We start from the raw sequence: 25,578 nt of genomic DNA, 5'->3' as shown, positions 1-25,578 counted from the left end.
GAACGCTCAGCCGCCCGCTGCGGGGGGCGTCTCGCGCGACTCGCGCAGCTCGTCGACGATGAGTGAGCTCTGGTCCAGCGTTCCGTTGCGGTACGCCGCGCGGCCCACCATGTGTGCCGACAACGGCGCCGTGGCGAGCTGAATGAGGAACACCGGGGCCACGAAGGCCGCGACAGGCCATGCGCGCAGCGACAGCGCGATCGCGATGCAGATCAACAGCAGCCCCAGCACCTGCGGCTTGGTGGCGGCGTGCAGGCGGGCGGGCACGTCCCGGAGCCGCAGCAGACCGATGGATGCGGTCAGGCACAGCAACGCACCGGCCAACACCAGGACGAGCGCGGTGGTGTCGGCGATGGCCAACCAGTCGATGTCGATCATCGGGGATTGTCCCTCCTCGCGACGAAGCGGGCGACCGAGATCGAACCGAACACACCCACGGCCGCGATGATGAGCAGAACGGGAAGCGAACGGGTGTGCTGGTTGATCACCATGTCGGCCCCGAGGATGCACATGATCTCGGTCAGGAGCACGTCGCTCGCGACCACGCGGTCGAGGATCGAAGGTCCGATCACGATGCGAATGAGCGCGAGCAGAGCCGCGATCGCGAAGACGACGAGGATGACTGCGACGAGGACGTTCATACGGGGGCCCTGCCCTGTCGGGGCGTGTCGGGGCTGTTGACCGACGCCGCCGAGTCCCGGATGACGCGTAGTTGTTCCCGCGAGCCGACCGCGCGGACGATCCGGGCTTCCCACCCGAGCACGGCGCGGCGCTGGAGCTCGACGTCGGTTTCGTTTCGGACACCCAAGACGTGCAGGTACAACACCCGGCGGTCTCGATCGGCCTCGAGGATGATCGAACCCGGGATGAGAGAGGCCGTGACAGCCGTGTGACTCATGATCAGATCGTCGTCGGTGCGGAGCGGGACGGCGATGACCGCAGCGCCGGGTTGTTGACGCACGTCGAGCACCTGCCAGGCAACGATCAGCGAACCCCGCACGAGCGCGGCGAGGAAGGTCGCAACAAAGACGAGCCCGTACCAGGGGTTCAGCCGGCCGGACAGGTCGACGGGCGGCAGCCGGAAGATCCGCGTGACCAAGAGAGCGACGATCAGGCCCGTGACGAAAGCCAGCACGGTGAACTGGCCCCACAGCAACATCCACAGGGCGATCAGCCAACCGAAGAACGGCAGCTGGGCCCAGATGTGACGCGCGTGCGAGGCGCGGGAGTCGGGGCTCATTCCTCTGCCTCCTCATCGATCTGGGTGATGGTGACAGGTTGCGTGAGCAATTCACCCGCACGCACGCAGATCTCCAGCAGCGGCCCCGCGAAGATCGTCAGGGCGAGGGTGACCGCAACCATCCCTCCGGTCGCTACCGTCATGATGCGGGGGATGACACGTCGCTCGGTCTCGACCGCAGCGCCCGTCGACCGGCCCAGATGCGCGATGCGCGCCTCCGTCTCGGAAGAATCCTCTTCTTCTCGCCAGAACGAGAGGTTCCAGGCGCGCATGAGCGCGTAGAGGGTCAGCAGCGAGGTGACGATTCCGCCGACGATCAGCACCATGACGACCGGCGTCCCGACCTGCGCGCCGGCGTCGAACAGGGCGAACTTGCCGATGAATCCCGAGAAGGGTGGCAGGCCACCGAGGTTCACCGCGGGGATGAAGTAGAGCACGGCGATGACCGGCGCCACCCGCATCAGACCCTTCACCCGCAGGATCGACGTACTGCCCGCGCGGCGCTCGATCAGGCCCACCGCAAGGAAGAGCGTCGTCTGCACGATGATGTGGTGGACGATGTAGTAGATGGTCGCGCCGTAGGCAGCCGCGGTGCCGATCGCCAGCCCGAAGATCATGTACCCGACGTGACTGACGAGCGTGAATGACAGGATGCGTTTGAGTTCCGCCTGCGCGACTGCGCCGAGGACCCCCACGATCATCGTGGCAAGCGCGACCACCATCAGCAGCAGGTTGATGTCGTTGTTCGGGAAGATCTGCGTCTCGGTCCGGATGATCGCGTAGACGCCGACCTTCGTCAGCAACCCGGCGAACACCGCAGTAACCGGGGCAGGAGCGGTCGGATAGGAGTCCGGTAGCCAGAACGAGAGCGGGAACACCGCCGCCTTGATGCTGAAGGCGACGAGCAGCAGCATGTGCAGAACGAGCTGGACATCCTGTGGCAACTCGCCCATCCGCGCGGCGATCTGTGCCATGTTCACGGTGCCGAGAGAAGCGTAGATCGCCGCGATCGCCGAGAGGAACAGGATCGACGAGACGAGCGAGACGACGATGTAGACGACGCCCGTGCGAATGCGCGACTCGGTGCTGCCGAGCGTGATGAGCACATACGAGGCGACCAGCAGGATTTCGAATCCGACGTACAGGTTGAACAGGTCGCCGGCGATGAAGGCGTTGAAGATACCCGCGGCGAGGATCAGATACGAGGGATAGAAGATCGAGACAGGTGTTTCTTCATCCCCGTCTGCGGCACCCTGGCCGATCGAGAAGAGCAGGACCGCGATCAGGACGATGCTGGAAACCAGCACGAGCAGCGCGGCGAGTGGATCGACGTACAGCACGATTCCGAAGGGGATCGGCCACCCGCCCACCGAGACGGCGAGGGGGGCGCCTTGGTCGACGGCCACGAGAAGGACGGCCGCGATCACAAGGACAGCCACGAGGGTCACGACCGAGATCGCCACCTGGAACCGGCGCCGACGCCCGAAGATCAGGGTGAGGGCAGCGCCGATGAGGGGCAGCGCGACGAGCAGGGGAACCAGCGAGCTCACGAGTCCTCACCCCCGTCCGACCGGCGCCGAGTCGCGGGCTTGTCGGTCGGCGCGTCGTCCACGAGCCCCGGGAAGTCCCGGCTGTGCAACACGGTGATGGGGGCGGTCTCGACACCGACGAAGTCGGTCGGAGCCTCGGCATCCGCTGAACCTTCGTCATCCATCGCGTCCTCGGACTGCACGCCGCGCTCACGCAGGGCAACGTCTTCCTCGTCGTCCATGACGGTGTCGGCCTGTCCGAGCTGCCACGAGCGGTAGATCAGGGCGAGCAGGAATGCCGAGATGGCGAATGTGATCACGATCGCCGTGAGCATGAGGGCTTGCGGCAGAGGATCGGACATTTCGGATGTCTCGCCCGAACCGTAGAACGGGGCGATGCCGGGCTGGCCCATGACGATCAACAGCAACAGGTTCGCGGCGTTGCCGAGCAGGAGGAATCCGATCAAGACGCGCGTGAGGCTGCGCTCGAGCATGGCGTAGACGCCGCACGCGAAGAGCGCACCCATGACGATGATGAGGGTCAGTGAGGCGTTCATCAGCTGACCACCTCTCCCACGCGAACGGGCTGGCTTTGCCGGTCGACCTCGGCGCCGAGGCTCCGCAGCACATCGAGTACGAGGCCCACCACGACGAGGTACACGCCGATGTCGAAGATCGTGGTCGTGACGAACTCGACGTGACCGAATACGGGCAGTTCGGCCTCGATGAAGGCGCTCGTCAGCGGCGGAGCACCGAAGAAGAGGGGCACCACGGCACAGGCGACGGCGATCGCCATGCCCGCGCCCAGCAGGCGACCAGCATCCGTCGGGGCGGCCGCTCCCAACTCGTAGCGCCCACCGGCCACGTAGCGCATGACGAGCGCCATGCCCGCGACGAGGCCGCCGGCGAACCCGCCGCCAGGCAGGTTGTGCCCCGCGAAGAGCAGGTAGATCGACACGACGATGATCGTGTGGAACAGCACGCGCACGATGACTTCGAGGATGATCGAGCGATTCTCGGGGCGCATCCGCTGGCCACCCACGAGCCACGTCTGCGGGCTGCCCGCGTTGGCGGCGGACTGCGGCCGCGGGCCTGCGAGCGTTTCGACGAGCGGGCGACGCCGGCGCCGAGCGGGCATGATCGGTACGCCCGACGTCAGTCGCTGCAGGTTATCGGCACGATCGGTGACGAAGACGAGGGACGCGACACCCGTCGCCGCGAGGACGAGCACCGAGAGCTCGCCCATGGTGTCCCAGCCGCGGATGTCGACGAGCGCCACGTTCACGACATTGCGGCCCTGCCCCAACTCGTAGGCGAGCGGCGGCCACGATTCCGAGGTCGGCGCCTCGATGCGCGCCCCCGTCGCGATCGCGGCGACCATCGCCATCGTCACGCCCACACCGATGGCCAGGATGGCTCGGGGAACCCGGGCGACGGAGGCGTTGTGATCGCCCATCTGCGCGGGGAGACGCCGCAGTACGAGAGCGAAGGCGACGAGCGTCACGGTCTCGATGAGGATCTGCGTCAGAGCGAGGTCGGGCGCCCCGCTCGTGGCGAACAGCAGCACCATACCGAGCCCTGTCACCGACACCAGCACGACACCGGTGTACCGCTTGCGGGCGAGCACCGCGGCGATGCCTGCGCCGATCATCAGCGGCGCGGCGACGAGCTGGATGGGCGACTGCCACGCGTCGAGCTGGGCCCGCCAGGTCGGTGACGCGAGCATCACGGTCGTCTCGGCGGCGACGAGCACGACAAAAATCGTGCCGACGTAGATGGGGAGCGATCCGCGCTGGGTGAGCGTCGTCGTGGCCACCGAGAGGCGGTCGACCTGTCGAACGACCTCGTAGTAGGCATCCGACGCCGTGAACCGCACGAGCCGCCGACGGGTATCCCAGCGCGTCGCCTGCGCGAGAGCAAAGACGAGCGCTCCGCCGACGAGCGTCGCGAGCGAGAGGAACAGGGCGGGCTCGAGCCCGTGCCAGAGCGCCAGGCGGTAGGCGTACTCGGGTGCCGCGACGCCGGGCGTCGATGCCGGCGCGGTGTCGGCGTAACCCTGCAGCGCCACGTCGACCCACGGTGCCGCGAAACCGCCGACGATCGACAGTCCCGAGAGAACGATGGGGGCAGCGAGGAAGCCGATCGGCGGGTCGGGCCATTCGGTCACCGGCATGTCCCGCTTGCGGAAGAAGGCGCCCCATAAGAATCGGGTGCCGTAGGCGACCGTGAATACGGATCCGAGCACGACTCCGAGCAGGGCGACGAGACCCCATACCGAGCCGCCCTGAGCCTCATCGAGAAGGGCCGTGAGCACGCCCTCTTTCGCGACGAAGCCGAGCGTAGGAATTACCCCGGCCATCGATCCGATCGCGATGAACGCGAAAGTCGTCATGACGGGAGCCTGCCGGCCGAGGCCCGACAGTTCCGAGATATCGCGCGTGGAGAGCTGGCGGTCGATGACACCGACGATCAGGAACAGGCTGGATTTGAACAGGGCGTGGGCCAGCAGCAGCGCAAGGCCGGCGAGCGCCGCGTCGCGCGTACCGAAGCCGAGGACCACGGTCAGGAACCCGAGCTGGCTTACGGTACCGAAGGCCAGAATGCGCTTGAGGTCGCGCTCTCGCAGCGCCTGGATGCCTCCGATCAGCATCGTGAGGACACCGAGCGAGATGACGATCGGGCGCCAGGGCGGGGCATCCGCGAAAACGGGCGCAAGGCGGGCGAGCAGATAGATTCCCGCCTTCACCATCGCGGCGGCGTGCAGATACGCGCTCACCGGGGTCGGGGCGGCCATCGCGCCCGGCAGCCAGAAGTGGAAGGGGAAGATCGCCGACTTGCTGAGCGCGCCGACGAGCAGCAGGACGAGGGCGGCATCGACAACCGGTCCGCTCGGCGCGATCTCGAGGATGCCGGACAGGCTCGACGTACCTGTGTCGACCACGAGCAGCACGACGCCGATCAACATCACGAGCCCGCCGAGGGTCGTGACCAGGAGGGCCTGCAGGGCGGCGCGGCGGCTGCCGGCTCGACGGTGGTAGTACCCGATCAACAGGTACGACAGGATGCTGGTGATCTCCCAGAACATCACCAGCACGACGATGTCGTCCGTCAGCACCAAGCCGTACATTGTTCCGGCGAAGGCGAGCAGGACCGCGGCGAACTGCCCGAGCCCCTCGGGCTTGTCACGGAAGTACCAGCGGCAATAGAGCAGCACGAGCGCGCCCACGCCGGTGACGACGAGGGTCATGACCCACGCGAGGGTGTCCATGCGCATCGAGAGTGAGATGCTGAGCGCGGGGATCCATTCGAACGACTCGAAGGGCGTCCGATCGGCAAGGACGTCGGGCGTACGCAGAACCGCTTCGATGAACGCCACCGCCGACATCGCCGCGGCGATGTAGAAAGCCCGCGATCCGAGGGTCCGAACGAGCCACGGCATTGCCAGCGAGATGACGGCGAACGCGGCGAGGATCAGCAGCACGGGCGTCTCCTCGGTCGTGTCGGCCGGGGCGGCTCAGGGAATGGACAGTGGTCCTATCCTACGGTGCTCCGACGCGCGGGCCTCTGGATGTAATCCGCACGAATGCCTCAGCCCGGCGGGGGTCCCGTCGTGTTGCCCTGCCGGAACGTGCACGTGAAACTGATCGATGCGGCATCCAATCCCTCGATCATCCGCGTGACGATCGTGCCTGCGGCGCGACCCTTCTCCGCCGCGGGTTGCACCAGCGTGGTGAGTTCGTAGGGGGCGAATCCGTCGACGGTGATGCCGTCGAATCCCGTCACGCTGACATCTCCCGGCACCGCGAGCCCGAGTTCCTCCGCGGCGCGGACGACGCCCGCCGCGAGAAGGTCGCTCTGCGCGATGACAGCGGTGGGGCGACTACGGGCGTCGGTCAGAATGGCGCGGCCCGCCGCGAGCCCCTCGTCGATCAGGCTGCCACCCGCCGCGTAGACGCGAGCCGCGGGGAAGACATCGCGGGCACCCGCGAGTCGTTCGCGCGTGACGTCCACGACCGGGACGCGCGAGTCGTCCGCAGCAACCCATCCCCGCCAGCGTCCCGCGTCGAAGGGGAGCGTCAGCACGGCGACATTCTCGTGACCGAGCGATCGCAGGTGACGCGCTGCGTGGCGCTGAGCTTCACGGTTATCCAGCTCGACGCGTGGGATGCCGGGGCCGGCATCGCCCTCGATGACGACAACCGGGATACCTCGACCGCGGACGGCCTCGAGCGAGTCCGCGAGACGGCCGCTGCATCCGACCAGCACGATGGCGTCGACGGGGGCCGAGCGCAGACTCGGCGCGCTCGCGCCGTTCGGAACGACACCGGGATCGTCTCTGACGACACCGGCATCATCGCGAAGCAGCAGCAACCCGGCTCCGAGCGGCGAGACCCCTTCGGCGAGCCCGTCCATCATGACGGCCGTGATCGGATCGCGGAACGCTGCGCCGAGGTGTTCTTCGAAGACCACGCCGACGATGCCGCTACTCCCGCGACGGAGCGACGCTGCTCGAGGGTCGGGACCCGTGTACCCGAGAGAGGCTGCGGCCTCGAGCACACGGGCGCGGGTCGCATCCGTCACGGACGCCTTGCCGCTGAAGACCACGGACGCGGTCGACGGCGATACCTGAGCGACACGCGCGACATCGGTGATCGTGGGCCTTCCGGCAGCCATCGCTCCTCCGGGTTCGGGGTTGGTCCACCGATGGTACATCGTGCGGGCCGGGCATCGCCGAATCGATTCGATAGACTCTGCTCATGTCCGAACTCGCCGCACCGCTCGACCACCGCGCGCTGCTGCGCTGGCGCACGGCGGTCTTCGCCATCTTCACGGCGAGCGGACTCTCGATCGCCACGTGGGCGTCGCGGGTTCCGGCGATCAAAGAAGCCCTCCAGATCGACAACATCCAGATCGGCTTCGTCCTGCTTCTCGCGGGAGTCGCGTCGATCGTCGGACTGTCCCTCAGCTCCGTCGTGCTCGCGCGTTTCGGGGCACGACGCGGCATGTTCGTTGCGATGATCGTGATCGCGATCGGGGTCGCGATCATCGGAATCGGCACGGATGCACTGGGTTCCTACGGCGTCGTCGTGCTGGGACTTGCCCTCTTCGGCCTCGGCAACGGATCACTCGACGTCATGATGAACGTCGACGGCGCCGTGATCGAGAAGCAGATCGGCAAGACACTCCTCCCCCTCTTCCACGCGTTCTTCAGCTTCGGCACCGTGCTGGGCGCGGGCATCGGAGTGCTCGCCGTGACGTGGGGCTTGAACGTCCTGGTGCACACCGCCGTGCTCGGCGGCGTCATCCTCGTCATCGCGTTCGTCAGCATCGCCAACGTGCCGGCCCGCATGGTCGCCCTGGATCCGGCGCCGTCCGAGGGGACCGCCCCCGACTGGAAGGCCCGCCTGCACGAGTCCCTGTCGGCCTGGCGCGAACCCCGCACCTACACGCTCGGCATCGTGATGCTCGGAATGGCCTTCGCCGAGGGCGGAGCGAACGACTGGCTCGCGCTGACCGTGGTCGAGGGCCACGGTGCCGACCAGGCGCTGGGCGCCGCGGGCCTCGCGGTCTTCTCGGTCAGCATGACCGTCGTCCGCATCGCGGGTGGGCCGCTCGTCGACCGCTTCGGTCGTGTCGCTACCCTCCGCGTTCTCGCGGCCGCCGCGGCCGGGGGGCTCTTGCTGTTCATCCTCGCGCCGTCGATCCCACTTGTCTTCCTCGGCGCGGCACTCTGGGGCGCGGGCGTCTCGCTCGGCTTTCCGCTCGGCATGTCCGCGGCCGCCGACGACCCCGCTCGCGCAGCGGCCCGCGTGAGCGCCGCCGCGACGATCGGTTACATCGCGTTCCTGTGCGGTCCGCCGCTGCTCGGCTTCGTCAGCGAGCACATCGGTCTACTCAACACCCTTTACATCCTGGTCGCGCTCATCGTCGCGTCGGGCTTCGCATCGGGCGCCACTCGCCCGCTGCCGGGAGCGCACGTCGGTCAAGGGCGTCGCCAGGAGGAGCGGTCGGCATCGAACCAGCCCTCCGCCTCCTGACGATTGCTCACGGCGTCGGCGTCACGAGGTGATGAGCGAACCCACCCGGTAACCAGCGCCCTTGTGGTCGGAGGGCAGGCGGTCGCCCTTGCCGTGCAGCTTCTGGCGCAGCGTTCCCTCGGCGTAAGAGGTCGGGTACGCACCCCGCGCGCGCAGTTCGGGGATCACGTAATTCACGATGTCCTCGAAGGTTCCCGGCGTGATCGCGTACGCAAGGTTGAACCCATCGACATCCGTCTCCGCCACCCATTCCTGCAGCTGGTCGGCGACCTCCTTCCCGGACCCGACGATCGTGGGCCCGAGGCCGCCGATGGCGCTGATGCGGGCGATGTCTCGCACCGTGAACGTCTCGCCGTGCGCCGCGGACTCCTGGTAGTTCGCGATGACGGACTGGATGGCGTTGCTCTTGACGTTGCCCACGGGCTCGTCGAGCTCGTACTGCGACAGGTCGATGCCCATCCATCCGGACATGAACACGAGCGCGCCCTCGTGGTTCGCGTATTGCAGGAAGTCCTCGTGCTTCGCCTGCGCCTTCTCCGGCGTCTCGTCGGTGATGATCGTGAGCAACGTGTAGATGCGGGCCGAGTACCGATCGCGACCGGCGCCCTCGAGGGCGTCGCGGATCTTGCTCACGGTGTTCTTGAGGACGGCCTTGGTCGGAGACGCGACAAAAATCGCCTCTGCGTTGCCGGCCGCGAACTCGATGCCGCGCGGCGAAGCGCCCGCCTGGTAGATCACGGGGGTGCGCTGGGGCGACGGCTCGGAGATATGGATGCCCGGCACGCTGAAGTACTTGCCCTCGTGGCCGATCTCGTGCACCTTCTGCGGATCGGTGAAGACACCGGACTCACGGTCGCGAATGACCGCGTCGTCCTCCCATGAGCCCTCCCACAGTTTGTAGAGGACCTCGAGGTACTCGTCCGCGTGCTCGTATCGCTCATCGTGCTCGAGCTGGTCGTCGTTGCCCATGTTGCGGGCGGCGGACGGGAGGTAGCCGGTCACCACGTTCCAGCCGACGCGACCCTTGGTCAGGTGGTCGAGCGTCGACATCCGCCGCGCGAACGGATACGGGTGCTCGTACGCGGTACCGGCCGTCACGCCGAATCCGAGATTCTGGGTGACGGCCGCCATGGCCGAGACCAGCAGAACCGGATCGCCGACGGGAACCTGCGCGCCGTGGCGGATGGCGGCTTCGTTCGTGCCGCCGTAGACGTCGTAGGTGCCGAGGACGTCGGCGATGAAGATCCCGTCGAAGGTTCCGCTTTCGAGCAGCTGAGCCAGGTCGGTCCAGTAGCTCAGGTCCTTGTAATTCGCGGAACGGTCGTCGGGGTGGCGCCACATGCCCGACGACTGGTGGGCGACGCAGTTCATGTCGAAGGCATTGAAACGGATCTGTCGAGTCATCGGGCAATCGTCGGGCACGCGCGTTGCCTACGCCAGTGCTGGCAACACACAACGTCACATGGTTACGCCGTGCGTCACGTCGTTACCCACTACGTCACGGGGGCTGTGCCGAGGTGACGCCACGCCCTTACGGTCATCGGCATGCCTTCCTCCCCTGACCCACGTCCGGTGCCGCGATGATCCGCCTCGAGCAACTCACCAAGACCTTCGGCGGCACCACTGTGCTCGACCGTCTCGACTTCGCCGTCGCAACCGGCGAGATCTTCGCGGTCGTCGGCCCGAGCGGCGCGGGCAAGAGCACGCTCGCCCAGTGCGCGACGCTGCTCGAGGCGCCGACCTCGGGGGCCGTCATCGTCAACGGCGACAACCTCTCGCACCTGAACGCGACGCAACTGCGCGTCGCCCGGCGCAAGATCGGCACGATCTTCCAGCACGACGGCCTCTTCAGTCGCCGCACCGCCGCCCAGAACGTGGCGCTTCCGCTGGAGTACCTCGGCGTCACCGCCCTCGAGACCAAGCGCCGGGTGGCCGAACTACTCGATCGAGTCGGTCTCGCCCACAAGACGAACAGCTACCCGCACGAACTGTCGGGCGGACAGCGTCAGAGGGTCGGCATCGCACGCGCCCTCGCACTCCGGCCTCGCGTCCTGATCTCGGACGAGGCGACGAGCGGGTTGGATCCCGAAGCGACCGCGTCCGTGGTCGACCTGGTCAAAGAGCTGCGCGACGATCTCGATCTGGCGATCATCTTCATCACGCACGAGATGGACACGGTACGGAGCATCGCCGACTCGGTCGCGCGCCTCGATCACGGGCGCATCGTCGAATCCGGCCGTCTGGTCGAGCTCTTGCACAACGCCGACTCCGAACTGGGCCGGGCACTTCAACCCCGCCGAGCGCACGCCGCAGCGCGCGAGTCCGAGACGACGTGGGTGGTTTCGTATCGCGCCGCAGACGTTTCGACGGATTGGATATCCCGGCTCGGCGAGACGCTGGGCGTTCCCGTATCCCTCCTCGGCGCATCCGTCGAGGTCCTCCACGAATCGACCGTCGGGTCCGCAGTGATCGGCATCGCTCACGCCGACGGCGAGCGCGTGCATCGAACATTGGAAGACCTCGGCCTCGACGCTCGACCGGAAGAACCGGTCCGCGTGGGTGTTCCCGCCGGCGCGGTTTCGTCCGAGGCGGCTTCTTCAGGGGCGGTGTCGACATGAGACGTATCGATAACGTCCCCCTCGCGGACATTCCCGCCCTGATCCTCCCGGCTCTTCTCGACACGCTGATCATGGTCGGCATCGTCATGACCATCGTCGTCATCGTCGGGATCCCGCTCGGGGCGCTCGTGCACAACCTCGCACCGCACGGCCTGTTTCCGCGGCCGCGGTTGCACGCCATCCTGAGTGGAATCGTGAGCATCGGTCGTTCCCTGCCGTTCCTCATCCTGATGGCCGCCATTGTTCCGTTCACGCGATTCGTCACGGGCACCAACATCGGCATCGCGGCTGCGGTCGTTCCGATGTCGATCGCGGGCATCGCCTTCTTCACCCGCATCGTCGAGAACTCGCTGCGGGGCGTTCCGGCCAACCTCGCGCGCGTCGCGACGGCGAGCGGCGCATCACCGCTCCAGATCATCCGCACGGCGCAGCTGTCCGAAGCCGTGCCGAGCATCATCGGCGGCATCACCATCAACACGATCGCCATGATCGAGTACTCCGCGATCGCGGGAAGCATCGGAGCGGGCGGAATCGGCTACGTCGCCGTCACCTACGGCTACCAGCGCTTCGACAACGGGGTCATGTTGGCGACGATCATCGTGCTCGTTCTGCTCGTCGCGGCCGTGCAAAAAATCGGCGACACCCTCGTCTTCCGCACGACGCCCCACGCTCGCACGCGGCGTTCTGTTCAGAAGAGTCATCTTCAGCCCAGTCATCTTCAGCCCACCCCCTAACCCCAAACTCGCACAACACCCCAGGAGAGCTCTGCCATGACAACCACACAGGACACCCGTACGACGCCGCCGAGCGACGATCACGGGTTCGAGGTCAAGACCCGTCGGCGCTGGCCATGGATCGTCGGCGGCGCGGTCGTCGTCGCGGCAATTGGCGCCGCCATCCTGGTTCCGCTTCTCAACCCGGCCAAGTCCCCCAACGAGATCGCCGGCGCAACGCTCGAGATCGCAACCGCTGAGGGCAACGCCTCGGAGCAGGCCCTCGTGGAGTTCATCGCGAAAGAGGTCGCCCCCAAGTACGGGCTCACGATCGCCTTCCGCGGTCTGGCCGACAGCAACACCATCAACCGCGCCGTCAGCGAGGGCGAGGTGGCTGGCACGATCTACCAGCACAAGCTTTGGCTCAGCCAGGTGCTCGAGGCGAACCCCGACTTCAAAGAGACGGCGGCGGTTCCCGTCTTCCGGTGGGGCTTCGGCGTGTGGTCGGACAAGTACGACGACATCAGCGAGATCCCGGATGGCGGAAAGATCTCGCTGTACTCCGACCCGGCCAACGAGGCACAGGGACTCTGGGTCCTCGAGCGCGCCGGTCTGATCACCCTCGACCCGTCGATCGACAAGGCCTACGCGACGCAGGACGACATCGTCGCCAACCCGAAGAACCTCACATTCGTGCTGCTGGACTTCGCGGCGCAGTCTCGCGCCCTGCCAGACCTCGACGCGGCGGTGGGCTACACCGAGTACTACCTCGCGGCGCAGATCGACATCGACAAGCAGATCTACGCTCCGGCAGCGCCGGACGAATTCGCGGGACAGCTCACGATCGGCTCGGACTACGCCGACACCGACAACGTCAAGAAGCTCGTCCAGGCATTCCAGGACCCAGCCGTGCAGGAGTTCTTGCGGACCGACCCCTCGGTCAAAGACATCCTGCTGCCGATCGACGCGCGGTAACCATCCGCCCTGGGGGGCGGGTTCTCAATCCCGCCCCCCCACGCACCGTCTGGCGAGGCACGGCGGCACCGACGGGTACCGTGGACGGGTGCGTCTTGTCATCGCCCGCTGCTCCGTCGATTACTCCGGCCGTCTCAGCGCGCATCTCCCCCTCGCCACCCGTCTTTTGGTTCACAAAAGCGACGGAAGTCTGCTGGTGCATTCGGATGGCGGCAGCTACAAGCCGCTCAACTGGATGAGTCCGCCCTGCTCGCTGGTGTCGCAGCAACCGGACGACGATGCCCGTGACGTCGGCGTGATCGAGCAGTGGCGTGTCACGCACGCGAAGTCGGGCGATGCCCTGCTGGTCAACATCTACGAGATCATCCACGACACCTCACACGAGCTCGGAGCCGATCCCGGACTGCAGAAGGACGGCGTCGAGGCTGATCTGCAGCGCCTGCTCGCCGAGCAGGTCGAGCTCATCGGCGACGGCGTCACGCTGGTGCGACGGGAGTTCCCGACGGCGATCGGCCCGGTCGACCTACTGCTGCGCGACCCCGCGGGCGGAACGATCGCGGTTGAGGTCAAGCGCCGGGGCGACATCGACGGCGTCGAGCAGCTCACCCGCTACCTGGCCCTGCTCGGTCGCGACCCCCACCTCGCCCCGGTCACGGGAGTCTTCGCGGCGCAGGAGATCAAACCGCAGGCCCGTGTGCTCGCGACGGACCGAGGCATCCGCTGCGTCACCCTGGACTACGACGACATGAAGGGCATCGAGTCGGGGGTCCCCCGCCTGTTCTAGGGATACTCGGTCATTGTGCGAGGTCCGCAGAGCCGAGACGGAGTGACCCCTCACCCGCCCCGTAGGCTGGATCCCATGCCCGACATCTGCCCCTGGTCCTGCATCCTCTGGGATGTCGATGGCACGATCGTGGATGCCTCGGACGGCATCCTGCGCCGACTGACCATCACACTCGAGCACTTCGGCCGCCCCGCGCCTACCCGCGCCGAGCTGGTGCACTGGATCGGTCCGCCGATGTTCGAATCGTTCCAGGCTCAGGCCGGCATGTCCCCCGAAGAGGCCACCACGGCGGTCTCGTGGTATCGCGAACTCGGGGCGCGCGACGGCTACACGACCGGCGCGCGGACCTTCCCCGGCATCGTCGACCTGATCCACGACCTGCATCGCGATGGAGTACCCCAAGCGACCGCGAGCAGCAAGCCCGAGAACCAGGTGCGAGAGCTGATGCAGTTCTTCGGGCTGACGGATGACTTCACCACCATCGTGGGCGCCACCCCCGACGAGCGGACGCTGAGCGCCAAGTCCGACATCGTCGCCGAGGCTCTGCGCCGACTCGAGGCCGCGGGAGTCGACACGTCTCGACCGGTGCTCATCGGTGACCGGCACCACGACGTCGACGGGGGCGCGGTTCACGATGTGCCGGTCATCTTCGTGCGCTGGGGCTTCAGCTGGCCGCACGAATCCGAGGGTGCCTCCGCCGTCGCGGACGACATGGACGCCCTTCGCGCGCTCCTGCTTCCCGGCGCGTAGGGCCCGGCGGCGGGCATCCCTCGCTAGCCTGACAGCGTGAGCGACCCGACACCCCCGCATCCCGCACGCTTGTTCGGGCGCCTCGTCCGCGCCATGCCGGCGACGCTGACGCTGCTCGTACTCCTGATCGCGGTCGGCATCGTCGGTCAGGGTCTCTGGCGTCCGGTCACCGAACAGCCCTGGTTCGAGGCGGTCGCGTACGGCCTGCCCGCGCTCGAAGCGGGCCGGTGGTGGACGCCGTTCACCGGCACCTTCTTCGTCGCGCATCCCGTCGTCTACATCCCCACGCTTCTGAGCCTGGCTGGCCTCGGCTTCCTCGAGATGAAGCGGGGTACACGCATCGCGCTGCTGTACTTCGGTTTCGGTCAGCTCTTCGCGATCTTCGCTACGGCGGCCTTCCTGATGTTCGGGCGCCTGCTCCCCTGGCCGTGGGCGACAACCCTCGCTGGGCAGCTCGATGTCGGCGCATCCGGCGGCACGATGGCCTGCATCGCCGCCTCCATAGGACTGCTGGCGGCACCGTGGCGCCAGCGCGGCTGGGTCATCGTCTTCGCCTACGCAGCGATCAGCCTGTTGCTGCTCGGCTCACTCGCCGATGTCGAGCACGCCTTCGCGATCACGCTGGTGCTCGTGATCGACCGTTCATTCCGCATCCAGCGCACCACCGTTCGCGAACAGCGGCTGCTCGCGTTCGCGGTGATCCTCTCGCTCGCGGTCATCCAGATCCTGTCGTTGCTCCTTCCCACCAACGGGCCGTTCGGGCCGACCGCGCCGCTCGATGGGCCCTGGCTCGACGTAGCGATCGACACCGTCGTGGTGCTGCTGGTGTCGCGCGGGCTCCGTCTCGGCCGCCGGTGGGCGTGGATTCTGAGCGTCCTGTGGGCGGCAGTGAACCTGCTGGTCGCCGCCGCGATCATCGCCCTGTTCGCGCTCTTCCCCGCTGAGGTCTACGACGTTTACGGCGATCCGGATGTCGCGCTCGCCACCTCGCTGCTGTGGGCGCTGTTCTTCGTCTACCTGATCATCGTCCGCCGGGCGTTCCGGGCCACCCGCCGCCGACGCATCGGGGAGGGGACCGCGGTATCCACCGACGACGTCCGCGCACTGATCCGCGCGGAGGGCGGCGGCAACCTCTCGTGGATGGCGACATGGGAGGGGCTTCGCTACCTGCGCACCGGCGACGGCATGGTCGCCTTCCAGCCGCGGCTCGGGGTTGCGATCGCCCTCGCCGATCCGCTCGGGCCCCCGGCATCCGTCCCCAACTCGGTGAGCACGTTCGTCCGCACGACGGAAGGACAGGGGCTCATCCCGTGCTTCTTCAGCTGCAGCCAGGTCACCCGCGATGCGATGCCGGACGGATGGCGCGCGCTGGTCATTGCGGACGACACGATCGTCGATCTGCCCGGGCTCGAGTTCACCGGCAAAGCCTGGTCGTATGTGCGCCAGGCACTCAACCGCGGCGAGCGCGACGGGATGATCTTCCGCCTCACTACTTTGGCCGAGGAGCCCTGGGGTGTTCGACAGCAGTTGCGCGCGATCTCGGAGTCATGGGTCGGCGACAAGGGCCTGCCCGAAATGCGGTTCACACTCGGCACCCTGCAAGAGGCCGAGGATCCCGACGTGCGACTCGCGCTCGCGCTCGCACCGAATGGCGACGTCGACGGGTTTCTGTCGTGGCTTCCGGTGTACGGACCCGGTGGCACCGTGCATGGCTGGACCCTGGACCTCATGCGCCGACGCGAGGGCGGGTTCGGCCCGGTCATGGAGTTCTTGATCGGATCTTCCGCGCGGGACTTCGCGGCCGAGGGCGCACTCACGCTCTCGCTGTCGGGCGCACCACTCGCGCACGAGGTGACTCCGGATGAGGGCTCGATCGCCCAACTACTGGGCTCACTGTCGAGCGCGCTCGAGCCCGTCTACGGATTCCGATCGCTGCACCGGTTCAAGACGAAGTTCAACCCACGGTACGAGCCCATCTACCTGCTCTACCGGGACGAGGGCGACCTGACCCGGATCGCGGCGGGTCTCACCCGTGCGTTCCTGCCGGACGCGACCCTGCGCCAGTTCGCCGCTGCCGGAGTCGACATGCTGCGCCACGGCTGACGCGCGCCGGAAAAGCAGAACGCACCCCAGAGCGTGAGCTCCGGAGTGCGTCCTTATGTGATTCGCTCCCTAGACGGGGCGGATGTTCTCGGCCTGCAGACCCTTCGGGCCCTGAGCCGTCTCGAACTCCACGCGCTGGTTCTCCTCGAGCGAGCGGTAGCCGCCCGCCTGGATAGCGGTGTAGTGCGCGAAGACGTCGGCGCCACCCTCATCGGGGGCGATGAAGCCGAAGCCCTTTTCGGCGTTGAACCACTTGACGGTTCCCGTGCTAGACATACTTGCCATTCTCTTCAGTCGCAAGGCCGAAAGCCTCGCGGGTAATAAGCCGCACCACCGAAGTAGAGCGGGGTTGTGGTACCACGCTACCCCGACGGGGGTGACATCGCGCAATGCCTTCGAAAGAAGGAGACACAAACGTTGCCCGAACGTGATCAGAGAATTCCTCTCGCGGTGCTGCTCCCCGCGAGGAAAGGTGACCCTCACTGCCGGTTTCTGGTATGCCGTGCGTAAGATGTCTCGCACTATTCGAGCGGCGGGTTTCCGCCGTGCCTTACCCGAAAAAGGCACCCGAAATGCCCCTTGATGCACCCGCTGAGCGTCTGGAGGCCAGCGGTTCTGCGCTGGCAGACGACGTCTACGCCTTGCTCGCCCGCGCCATCCTCGACGGCCGCCTCGCCCCCGGCGAACGCATCCGTGATGTCGAGATCGCCGATCTGTACGGGATTTCCCGCACGCCGGTCCGCGAGGCCATCCAGCGCCTAGCCAGTCAGGGCCTGCTCGAAGTAGCCGCGCACCGCTATACCCGGGTCACCACGCCCGACGAGTCCAGCCGTGCGGAGGCAATCGAATACATCGGACAGCTCAGCGGCATCGCGGCCCGTCTCGCAGTGATGCGAGCAACCGATGAGGAGCTCGCGGAGATCTGCGCACTCCTCGATCAGGTCGCGGCCGCCACCTCCGAAGCCGATCCGCGTGAGCTGTCGGCGCTCATGGTCGCGCTGTTCCGGCGAATCACGCACGTATCGCGAAATCGGATGCTCATCCAGACGCTCCGCGATATCCACCTGCCCGTCGCGCGCCTACTCGTCGGGTGGACCCCGCACCCCGGTGATCCGATCCTGCGAGCCGATTCGTTCGTGCGCCTGTGCGACGCTTTCCTTGCGCGCGATGCGGACGGGGCCGAGCGGATTGTGCGCGAGCAGCATCCGCTCGCCTGAAACGACTCTGGCCCAGTAATCCCGAAGGATCCTGGGCCAACTGCGACACCGGATGTCTCGAACGTCGAGAAATCTCTGGTGCGCGAGGGGGGAGTTGAACCCCCACGCCCTTTCGGGCACTGGCACCTGAAGCCAGCGCGTCTGCCTATTCCGCCACTCGCGCGAATTTGGGACATACGCCCCAAAACTCAACCTGCCGAGAATATCACGGGTGCGCGGCGACGCGAGACGAGGATCACAGGGCCAGAGGAGGACTCGGGCACAACAGAGTTCTCCTCTCCGCGCCGATCTCCTCCGGCGACGAAGAGCGTTATCCCGCACAACTCCCCGATCGTCGGGGCCTATCCAGCCTCGCTGACTACGATGGGCCTACCATCCGCCCCGCCTGAGGAGCCCCGTGGGTCTACTTGACAGCTTCGAGAAGGGTCTCGAGCGCGCCGTAAACGGTGCTTTCGCGCGCACCTTTCGCAGCGGCATCCAACCGGTCGAGATCGCCTCCGCCCTGCGCGGCGAGCTCGACAAGAAGGCCGCGGTCGTCAGCCGCGACCGCATCCTCGCGCCCAACACCTTCGTCGTCGAACTCTCGCCCGCCGACCACGCCAAGATGGCGGCGCTCGGCGACACGTTACTGACCGAGCTCGACACGCTCGTGCAGAAGCACGCGAAGGCACAGGGCTACACGTTTGCGGGTGCCGTCAGCATCCGGCTCGGCGTCGATCCCAATGTCGCGGCGGGAACGCTGCGCGTCAGTTCCACGACAGAAGAGGGCCGCGTTTCGTGGCGCGCCGTCGTCGATATCGATGGCAAACGGCACCCCCTGACTTCGAGCCGAACAGTAATCGGTCGGGGCAGCGACGCCGACATCACAATCCCCGACGCCGGCACGAGCCGAAAGCACGTCGAGATTCTGTGGGACGGCGAACGCGCCATGGTCCGCGACCTCGGATCGACCAACGGGTCCTCCCTCAACGGCCAGCGCGTCACGCAGGCCGCGCTCGAGCCGGACTCGACGATTCGGATCGGACGCACTGACATCGTCTTCCGCGTCGTCGCGCAGGCGCGACCCCCGAAGCCTCCGCCACCACCGCCCGCCGATGTGACCCGTGCGTTCGACGCGCTCGGTGGAAGCGGGGCGCGATGAGCGAGCTCACCCTTCTCCTGCTGCGGATCGGCTTCCTGCTCCTGCTGTGGGCCTTCGTCTTCGTTGTCGTCTACTCGATGCGCGCGGATCTCTTCGGCGTGCGCGTGCGCCGCATGCCTGAGCCCGCAAGTGAAGCCGCAGGCGCCCCGGGAGCCGCCGCAGCTTCAGCCACCGCGCAGGCACCCCCGACCGCGCCACCCGCCCCGTCGACCCCCGCGCCGGCGGCAGCCCCTGCGCCCTCACGAGCCGGCAAGAAGGGCGGCGCCGCAACGACCGAATCGGTCCAGCGCATCGTCATCACCTCAGGGCCGAAGGCCGGGCTCGAGCTCCCCCTGACGAACGAACCGCTCACGATCGGCCGCTCGAGCGAATCGGGTCTGGTGATCCGAGACGACTACACCTCCAGCCATCACGCACGCCTGGTGCTGTGGGGCGAGCAGTGGATGATTCAGGACCTCGATTCGACGAACGGCACCTGGCACGATGGCGCCCGCGTGCAGGCCCCCACACCGGTGACGATCGGCGCGCCCATCAAGGTCGGCGCGACCACCTTCGAGCTGCAGAAGTAGTTGATGGTCTTCGAGGGTTCCGCGGCGGCCTTGTCCCATACGGGCAAGGTCCGCTCCAACAACCAGGACTCGGGCTATTCCGGGTCCAACCTCTATGTCGTCGCCGACGGTATGGGTGGTCACGCGGGCGGTGATGTCGCGTCATCGATCGCGATCCGTCACCTCGAAGGCCTCGATCGGCCCTTTGCGAGCACGGCCGAGGCCGAGCGCGAGCTGCGCGACACGATCACCGAAACGGCATCCGCCCTGATCGATACGGTCGAGCAGCGGCCCGAACTCTCGGGGCTCGGCACCACGGTGAGCGCGCTCTTGATGATCGACGATCACGCGGTCATCGCTCACATCGGCGACTCGCGCATCTACCTCTACCGCGACGACCAGCTCACACAGATCACGACGGACCACACGTTCGTGCAGCGCCTCGTCGATTCGGGCCGCATCACCGTCGAGGAGGCGCGCTTCCACCCCCGGCGCTCCGTGCTGATGCGCGTGCTCGGCGACATGGACGCTCACCCCGACGTCGACACATTCATCATGGCGACTCAGCCCGGTGACCGGTGGCTGCTGTGTTCGGACGGCCTCTCGGGCGTCGTCGACGATCCCCATACGGCGAAGGCACTCGCGCAGGGTCTCACACCCCAACGCACCGCCGACGTGCTTCTGAAGCAAGCCCTCGACGCCGGCGCACCCGACAACGTCACCATCGTGATCGTCGACGTCGGCGGCTCGCATCCCGTCGTGGTGGGAACGCCGACCATCGTCGGCTCGGCGTCGACCCCGCTCGACTTCGATGTTCCCGCCGCACGCCCGGGACGCAGCAGCTGGCTGCACCCCAATCGTCAGGCTGCGAACGAACCGACACACTTCGAGCCCGCAGCCGAGTTCCTTGAAGAGCTCATCGAAGAGGACCGTCGCCGTGCCCGTCGCCGTCGTATCGGCTGGATCGTCGGCGCGGTGGTCGTGGTCGCGCTGCTCGTCGTCGGCGCACTCCTCGCGTATTCGTGGACGCAGACGCGATTCTTCGTCGGTGCCGATCAAGAGATGGTCGTCGTCTACCGGGGCATTCAGCAGGACATCGGCCCGATCTCGCTGTCCGAGGTCTATGAAGAGACGGGCATCGATCTCGACGACCTGGACGAGTTCACGCGACAGGCGGTCGAATCGACCGTTTCGGCGGGGTCGTTGACCGAGGCCCGTGAGATCGTCGAGCGCCTGCGCGCCACGACCGAACCGTTGGGGGTGAACCCGTGACCTCGACCAAGCAAGGCGACACCGCCGAACTCAAAGCCGACACGACCGTCATGAAGGCGCTCCGCACGCTCCGGATGCCTCAGACCCAGCGCAACCGCGAGCTCGGTCTTCTGCTGCTCGCCTTCGCGGTGAGCGGATCCGCGGTCGCCCTCGTGCAGCTCGGCGCGCTCGGTGGTATCGAGTGGACGATCCTGTACTACTTCGGAGCCCTCGCCGTCTTGGTGCTCACGCTGCACATCGTGCTGCGATTCCGGGCACCCAACGCGGACCCGATCGTCGTACCGATTGCAACAACTCTCACGGGCCTCGGTCTCGCGATGATCTACCGGATCGACATCGCGAAGGACGCCGTGGGATGGGATGCGGCATCCACACGCCAGATCGCCTGGACCGGCATCGCCGTGGCCGGTGCCGTCGCCGTGGTCATTCTTCTGCGCAACTACCGCGTGCTCTTCCGCTACACCTACGTCTCGGGGTTCGTCGGACTCATCCTGCTGCTGCTTCCCGCGATCCCCGGCTTGGCCGCGGAAGGCACGGGCGCCGCTGTGTGGGTCTCGATCGGCGGTCTGTTCACCTTCCAGCCCGCCGAACTGGCGAAGATCGCCCTGGCGATCTTCTTCGCTGGCTATCTCGTGCGGACGCGCGAGAGCCTCACCTCGACCGGGCATCGCTTCCTCGGCATGGCCTGGCCGCGTGCGCGCGAGATCGGGCCCCTGCTGATCATCTGGGTCGTCTCGCTCGCGATCATCGTGCTGCAGCGCGACCTCGGCACCGGCGTGCTGATCTTCGGCATGTTCATCGCCATGCTCTACACAGCGACGGGCCGCACCAGCTGGGTCGTGATCGGGCTGGCCCTCGCGTTCGCTGGCGTGTTCATCGCCTCACAGGTCATGACATATGTCGGATCCCGCATCTCGGCCTGGTGGCACGCCTTCGATCCCGAGGTGATCGATCGCACGGGGGGAAGCTTCCAGCTCGTCGAGGGCATCTTCGGACTCGCGCAGGGCGGGCTGATCGGCACGGGGCTCGGCCAGGGCCGTCCCTATCTGACGCCGCTGTCGCAGAGCGACTACATCGTCCCGAGCCTCGGCGAAGAGCTCGGGCTGATCGGTGTTTTCGCGATCCTGTGTCTGTACATGCTCTTCGTCAGCCGAGGCATCCGCATCGGACTCGCTGGCCAGGATGACTTCGGCAAGCTCCTCGCGACCGGGCTGGCATTCACGATCGCCCTGCAGGTCTTCATCATGGTCGGCGGAGTGACCCGCTTGATCCCGCTGACGGGACTGACGACTCCGTTCCTCGCTGCCGGTGGTTCGTCGCTCGTCGCGAACTGGCTCATCGTGGCTCTTTTCTTGCGCGTCTCGGACGCCGTGCGCTCTCGTCCCCGGGTGGTCATCGGATGAACAAAGAACTCCGTCGCCTTTCGGTCGTCATCCTGGCGATGTTCCTTGCCCTGTTCGGCGCGACGAGCTGGATCCAGGTCGTCCAGGTCGACACTCTTGCCGAGAATCCCGCGAACACGCGCGCACTGTACGACGCGTACCAGGTTCAGCGCGGGGCGATCATCGCGGATGGCGCGGCCATCGCCTACTCCGTGCCGTCGGATGACATCTACTCGTTCCAGCGGGTCTACACCGATGCGGCGATGTGGGCCCCCGTTACGGGATACATCAACCCTCTGCTGAACTCTCGAACCGGGCTTGAGAGCGCGATGAATCAGGATCTCAGCGGCACATCCGGATCGCAGTTTCTGCAGCGCCTCGATCAGATCATCACGGGCCAGAAGCCGCAGGGCTCGAACGTCGCCACGAGCCTTCTGCCGCGGGCGCAACAGGCCGCCTGGGATGCCCTGCAGGGCTACGAGGGCGCGGTGATCGCGATCGAGCCGTCCACCGGCCGCATCCTCGCGATGGTCACGACCCCGAGTTTCGACACCAACCTGCTTGCCGCACACAGCTCGGCCGAGGTCAACGACGCCTACGCGGCGCTCGATGCCGACCCCCTGCGCCCGCTGTCGAATCGAGCCATCGCGGGAACCCTGAACCCTCCGGGTTCGACCTTCAAGCTCGTCGTCGCATCGGCGGCGCTGGCTTCGGGTCGCTACACGCCCGAATCGACCTTCGCGAACCCCGCTCAGTGGCAACTGCCGGGATCATCCGACTTCATCAACAACTCCGGTGGCGGTACGTGCGGGCCGGGCGAAACCGTCACGTTGGCCGACGCTCTCCGCCTCTCGTGCAACATCCCGATGGCCCAGCTCGCGGTCGAACTAGGCGACAACGCGATCCGCGAAGAGGCCGAGAAGTACGGCTTCAACTCGTCGTTCGCGATGCCCCTCGAGTCGACCGCATCGACGTACCCGCGCGCGCTCGAGGATGCCCCGACCGCCCTTACGGGCTTCGGCCAGGGCGATGTCCGCGCGACCCCGCTCCAGATGGCGATGGTTTCGGCCGGGATCGCAAACGAGGGCGTCGTGATGAACCCCCGCATGGTCGACCGCGTGATCGGCCCCGACCTGTCGGTGCAACAGACCTTCGACAACGAAGAGTTCGAACGTGCCCTGAGCGAAGAGGATGCAGCGACCATGACCCAGATGATGGTGGCGAATGTCCAGAACGGCGTGGCGTCGGGTGCAAGAATAGACGGCGTAGAGGTGGCCGGAAAAACCGGCACGGCGGAGAACGGTGCGACCGCTCCGTACACCCTCTGGTTCACGGGCTTCGCGCCCGCGGATGACCCGCAGGTTGCGGTCGCGGTTGTGCTGGAGAACGGCGCAGGGCGGGGCCAGCAAGGCGGATCGAATCTGCTCGCGGCCCCGATCGGCAAGGCGGTCATGGAGGCGGTGCTGGAGCGATGAGACCCACACAGGGAGTGTCCTTCGGCGGCCGCTACGAACTGATCTCGCGCATCGCCATCGGTGGCATGGGCGAGGTCTGGGAAGCCACCGACCACGTCATCGGCCGTACCGTCGCGATCAAGATCCTCAAAGACGAGTACATGGGCGACCCGGGCTTCCTCGAGCGCTTCCGCGCCGAGGCCCGGCACGCGGCCCTGGTCAACCACGAGGGCATCGCCAGCGTCTTCGACTACGGCGAGGAGAACGGCAGCGCCTTCCTCGTCATGGAACTCGTTCCGGGCGAGGCCCTGTCAACGATCCTCGAGCGCGACGGCACCCTGTCGACCGACAAGACGCTCGACATCGTCGCCCAGACATCCGCTGCTCTGCAGGCGGCCCATGCGGCCGGCCTGGTGCACCGCGACATTAAGCCGGGCAACCTGCTGATCACGCCCGATGGACGCGTGAAGATCACCGACTTCGGCATCGCTCGCATCGCCGACCAGGTGCCCCTGACGGCCACGGGCCAGGTCATGGGTACCGTTCAGTACCTCTCGCCCGAGCAGGCATCCGGACATCCCGCCTCGGCCGCGACCGACATCTACTCGCTCGGCATCGTCGCGTACGAGTGCCTCGCCGGCAAGCGCCCCTTCACGGGTGAGTCGCAGGTCGCGATCGCGATGGCGCAGATCAACGAGCAGGCGCCTCCGCTTCCGCCGACCGTTGCGGTTCCGGTACAGAACCTCGTCTTCGCCATGATCGCGAAGAAGCCGGACGACCGCCCGAGCTCGACCGCGGTCGTCGCGCGCGCCGCTACGGCTCTGCGTCGCGGGGACATCGTCGCGGCCGCGGCTGCGATCCCCGCGATCGCGACGGGTGTCGTGGCGACGGATGACGCAACCCAGCTGCTCACGTCGGCGGCACCGCTCGACGCGGCAACACGTCTGCTGACCCCGTCCGCCGCGACGGGTGCGACAGCAACCGTCGTTGACGAGGCACCGCCGCGGAAGCGTAGCCCGTGGACCTGGCCGCTGATCGCGCTGATCGTCCTGCTGCTGCTCGTGCTCGGCGGTGCCGTCTGGGCGCTCCTGGCGAACCAGGGCGGGAGTCCCGATCCGTCCGACTCGACTACGTCGACGGCACCGACTCCGTCCGCACCTTCGACCGAACCCGCCCCGACGCCGACATCTGTCGATGTCAGCGCTCTAGATCTCATGGGTGTTGACTGCGAGGCTGCCCGCCAGACCGCACTCGATGCAGGCATGGAGACAGTTACGTGTACGGCTGGAGACGCGGCCGCCTCACAAGACGAGGTCGGCACTGTCTACCGCATCGAGCCGCAAGGCAACGTTCCCAAGTCGCGCGAGCTCGTGCTGACGTACTACGGCGACATCACGCCGATGAACGCCCCTGGCGCCCCCACCATCCAAGACGGTGGAACCCCCGTGACGACCGTCACCGCGGGTGACACCGTGGACGTGCAGTGGTCGGGCTACAGCTGCGCCACCGGCACCGGCTCTGTGCTGTCGTACAACCTGACCGCTTCGAATGGCCTGTTCTCGAACGGACAGTCGTCGATCGTGATCGCCGCCAACCAGCGGACCGCGCCGATCGAGGTCAGCGAGAACGCGGGCCAGTCGCTCATCGTCAAGTACACGGTGACGTGCACGGGCGGGCCCGGTGGCGATCGCACGTCGCCGGAGTCGGCCGAGGCAGCCGCGACGATCACCCCGGCACCGGCAACGCCATCAACGCCACCGGCGGCACCCTGACCGTCGCGTCGCCGCCATCCGATCCATAGCCGCCGCCTAGGC

23 protein-coding genes and 1 tRNA gene are annotated in these 25,578 nt (G+C 67.0%); 14 read left to right on the top strand and 10 right to left on the bottom strand.

Going from position 1 to position 25,578, the window contains the following annotated elements; translation table 11 throughout:
* Positions 1–6: 6 nt before the first annotated feature.
* The 7 genes from mnhG to ACT9TC_RS09000 form a co-directional block, all read right to left on the bottom strand.
* Positions 7–378 (bottom strand): monovalent cation/H(+) antiporter subunit G, encoded by a 372-nt coding sequence (mnhG, locus tag ACT9TC_RS09030; protein WP_458040196.1) that lies wholly within the window; start codon positions 376–378, stop codon positions 7–9.
* Positions 375–641 carry a monovalent cation/H+ antiporter complex subunit F gene (locus ACT9TC_RS09025; RefSeq protein ID WP_458040195.1) on the bottom strand — a complete coding sequence of 89 codons (267 nt, stop codon included), beginning with the start codon at positions 639–641 and terminating at the stop codon, positions 375–377. The genes mnhG and ACT9TC_RS09025 overlap by 4 nt, the downstream gene beginning before the upstream one ends.
* Positions 638–1,240: a Na+/H+ antiporter subunit E gene (locus ACT9TC_RS09020; RefSeq protein ID WP_458040194.1), complete on the bottom strand. Its 603-nt coding sequence runs from the start codon at positions 1,238–1,240 to the stop codon at positions 638–640. Before ACT9TC_RS09020 ends, ACT9TC_RS09025 begins: the two co-directional genes overlap by 4 nt.
* A complete protein-coding gene (locus tag ACT9TC_RS09015; RefSeq protein ID WP_458040193.1) occupies positions 1,237–2,790 on the bottom strand; it encodes a Na+/H+ antiporter subunit D in 1,554 nt (517 codons plus the stop codon). The genes ACT9TC_RS09020 and ACT9TC_RS09015 overlap by 4 nt, the downstream gene beginning before the upstream one ends.
* Positions 2,787–3,326 (bottom strand): Na(+)/H(+) antiporter subunit C, encoded by a 540-nt coding sequence (locus ACT9TC_RS09010; RefSeq protein ID WP_458040192.1) that lies wholly within the window; start codon positions 3,324–3,326, stop codon positions 2,787–2,789. Before ACT9TC_RS09010 ends, ACT9TC_RS09015 begins: the two co-directional genes overlap by 4 nt.
* Positions 3,326–6,250 carry a Na+/H+ antiporter subunit A gene (locus ACT9TC_RS09005; RefSeq protein WP_458040191.1) on the bottom strand — a complete coding sequence of 975 codons (2,925 nt, stop codon included), beginning with the start codon at positions 6,248–6,250 and terminating at the stop codon, positions 3,326–3,328. Before ACT9TC_RS09005 ends, ACT9TC_RS09010 begins: the two co-directional genes overlap by 1 nt.
* A gap of 107 nt (positions 6,251–6,357) precedes the next feature.
* The gene (locus ACT9TC_RS09000; protein ID WP_458040190.1) at positions 6,358–7,443 is read right to left on the bottom strand and encodes a LacI family DNA-binding transcriptional regulator; all 1,086 of its coding nucleotides are present in this window, start codon (positions 7,441–7,443) and stop codon (positions 6,358–6,360) included.
* Between the two features lie 83 nt (positions 7,444–7,526).
* Here ACT9TC_RS09000 and ACT9TC_RS08995 point away from each other — a divergent pair, with 83 nt between their 5' ends.
* Positions 7,527–8,807 carry an MFS transporter gene (locus ACT9TC_RS08995; RefSeq protein ID WP_458040189.1) on the top strand — a complete coding sequence of 427 codons (1,281 nt, stop codon included), beginning with the start codon at positions 7,527–7,529 and terminating at the stop codon, positions 8,805–8,807.
* A 21-nt stretch (positions 8,808–8,828) separates the two neighbouring features.
* On the opposite strand, the gene ACT9TC_RS08990 is transcribed toward ACT9TC_RS08995, so the two are convergent.
* Positions 8,829–10,211, bottom strand: a complete 1,383-nt coding sequence (locus tag ACT9TC_RS08990) for an LLM class flavin-dependent oxidoreductase (RefSeq protein WP_458040188.1) — start codon at positions 10,209–10,211, stop codon at positions 8,829–8,831.
* A gap of 176 nt (positions 10,212–10,387) precedes the next feature.
* On the opposite strand from ACT9TC_RS08990, the gene ACT9TC_RS08985 reads away from it, so the two are divergent.
* From ACT9TC_RS08985 to ACT9TC_RS08960, 6 genes are all read left to right on the top strand, one after another.
* Positions 10,388–11,425 carry a methionine ABC transporter ATP-binding protein gene (locus ACT9TC_RS08985; RefSeq protein WP_458040187.1) on the top strand — a complete coding sequence of 346 codons (1,038 nt, stop codon included), beginning with the start codon at positions 10,388–10,390 and terminating at the stop codon, positions 11,423–11,425.
* Positions 11,422–12,159 (top strand): methionine ABC transporter permease, encoded by a 738-nt coding sequence (locus ACT9TC_RS08980; protein ID WP_458040186.1) that lies wholly within the window; start codon positions 11,422–11,424, stop codon positions 12,157–12,159. Before ACT9TC_RS08985 ends, ACT9TC_RS08980 begins: the two co-directional genes overlap by 4 nt.
* A gap of 36 nt (positions 12,160–12,195) precedes the next feature.
* The gene (locus ACT9TC_RS08975; protein ID WP_458040185.1) at positions 12,196–13,113 is read left to right on the top strand and encodes a MetQ/NlpA family ABC transporter substrate-binding protein; all 918 of its coding nucleotides are present in this window, start codon (positions 12,196–12,198) and stop codon (positions 13,111–13,113) included.
* Positions 13,114–13,201: 88 nt separating this feature from the next.
* The gene (gene nucS, locus ACT9TC_RS08970; RefSeq protein WP_458040184.1) at positions 13,202–13,897 is read left to right on the top strand and encodes an endonuclease NucS; all 696 of its coding nucleotides are present in this window, start codon (positions 13,202–13,204) and stop codon (positions 13,895–13,897) included.
* Positions 13,898–13,972: 75 nt separating this feature from the next.
* The gene (locus ACT9TC_RS08965; RefSeq protein ID WP_458040183.1) at positions 13,973–14,647 is read left to right on the top strand and encodes an HAD hydrolase-like protein; all 675 of its coding nucleotides are present in this window, start codon (positions 13,973–13,975) and stop codon (positions 14,645–14,647) included.
* Between the two features lie 93 nt (positions 14,648–14,740).
* A complete protein-coding gene (locus ACT9TC_RS08960; RefSeq protein WP_458042906.1) occupies positions 14,741–16,750 on the top strand; it encodes a bifunctional lysylphosphatidylglycerol flippase/synthetase MprF in 2,010 nt (669 codons plus the stop codon).
* A gap of 69 nt (positions 16,751–16,819) precedes the next feature.
* Here ACT9TC_RS08960 and ACT9TC_RS08955 read toward each other — a convergent pair whose 3' ends face one another.
* Positions 16,820–17,026 (bottom strand): cold-shock protein, encoded by a 207-nt coding sequence (locus ACT9TC_RS08955; protein ID WP_036296657.1) that lies wholly within the window; start codon positions 17,024–17,026, stop codon positions 16,820–16,822.
* Between the two features lie 296 nt (positions 17,027–17,322).
* Between ACT9TC_RS08955 and ACT9TC_RS08950 the strand changes: the two genes are divergently transcribed.
* On the top strand, positions 17,323–17,967 hold the full coding sequence (locus ACT9TC_RS08950; RefSeq protein WP_458040182.1) for a GntR family transcriptional regulator: 645 nt from the start codon (positions 17,323–17,325) through the stop codon (positions 17,965–17,967).
* Between the two features lie 76 nt (positions 17,968–18,043).
* On the opposite strand, the gene ACT9TC_RS08945 is transcribed toward ACT9TC_RS08950, so the two are convergent.
* Positions 18,044–18,130: transfer RNA gene (locus ACT9TC_RS08945), tRNA-Leu, on the bottom strand.
* A 234-nt stretch (positions 18,131–18,364) separates the two neighbouring features.
* Between ACT9TC_RS08945 and ACT9TC_RS08940 the strand changes: the two genes are divergently transcribed.
* From ACT9TC_RS08940 to ACT9TC_RS08915, 6 genes are read left to right on the top strand one after another with little or no spacing between them, the layout of a single operon-like run.
* Positions 18,365–19,108: an FhaA domain-containing protein gene (locus ACT9TC_RS08940; RefSeq protein ID WP_458040181.1), complete on the top strand. Its 744-nt coding sequence runs from the start codon at positions 18,365–18,367 to the stop codon at positions 19,106–19,108.
* Positions 19,105–19,677, top strand: a complete 573-nt coding sequence (locus ACT9TC_RS08935; RefSeq protein ID WP_458040180.1) for an FHA domain-containing protein FhaB/FipA — start codon at positions 19,105–19,107, stop codon at positions 19,675–19,677. The genes ACT9TC_RS08940 and ACT9TC_RS08935 overlap by 4 nt, the downstream gene beginning before the upstream one ends.
* 3 nt (positions 19,678–19,680) lie before the next feature.
* Positions 19,681–20,928, top strand: a complete 1,248-nt coding sequence (locus ACT9TC_RS08930; RefSeq protein WP_458040179.1) for a PP2C family protein-serine/threonine phosphatase — start codon at positions 19,681–19,683, stop codon at positions 20,926–20,928.
* 50 nt (positions 20,929–20,978) lie between these two features.
* Entirely contained in the window at positions 20,979–22,331 is a 1,353-nt protein-coding gene (locus ACT9TC_RS08925; RefSeq protein ID WP_458042905.1) for an FtsW/RodA/SpoVE family cell cycle protein, read from the top strand.
* Positions 22,328–23,785 (top strand): peptidoglycan D,D-transpeptidase FtsI family protein, encoded by a 1,458-nt coding sequence (locus ACT9TC_RS08920; protein ID WP_458040178.1) that lies wholly within the window; start codon positions 22,328–22,330, stop codon positions 23,783–23,785. The genes ACT9TC_RS08925 and ACT9TC_RS08920 overlap by 4 nt, the downstream gene beginning before the upstream one ends.
* Positions 23,782–25,536 carry a serine/threonine-protein kinase gene (locus ACT9TC_RS08915; RefSeq protein WP_458040177.1) on the top strand — a complete coding sequence of 585 codons (1,755 nt, stop codon included), beginning with the start codon at positions 23,782–23,784 and terminating at the stop codon, positions 25,534–25,536. The genes ACT9TC_RS08920 and ACT9TC_RS08915 overlap by 4 nt, the downstream gene beginning before the upstream one ends.
* Positions 25,537–25,578: the final 42 nt, after the last annotated feature.

The organism is Microbacterium sp. HM-570, from assembly GCF_054165885.1.
Note: the sequence above shows the minus strand (reverse complement) of the source record. Positions and strands in the feature narration are given on the sequence as shown.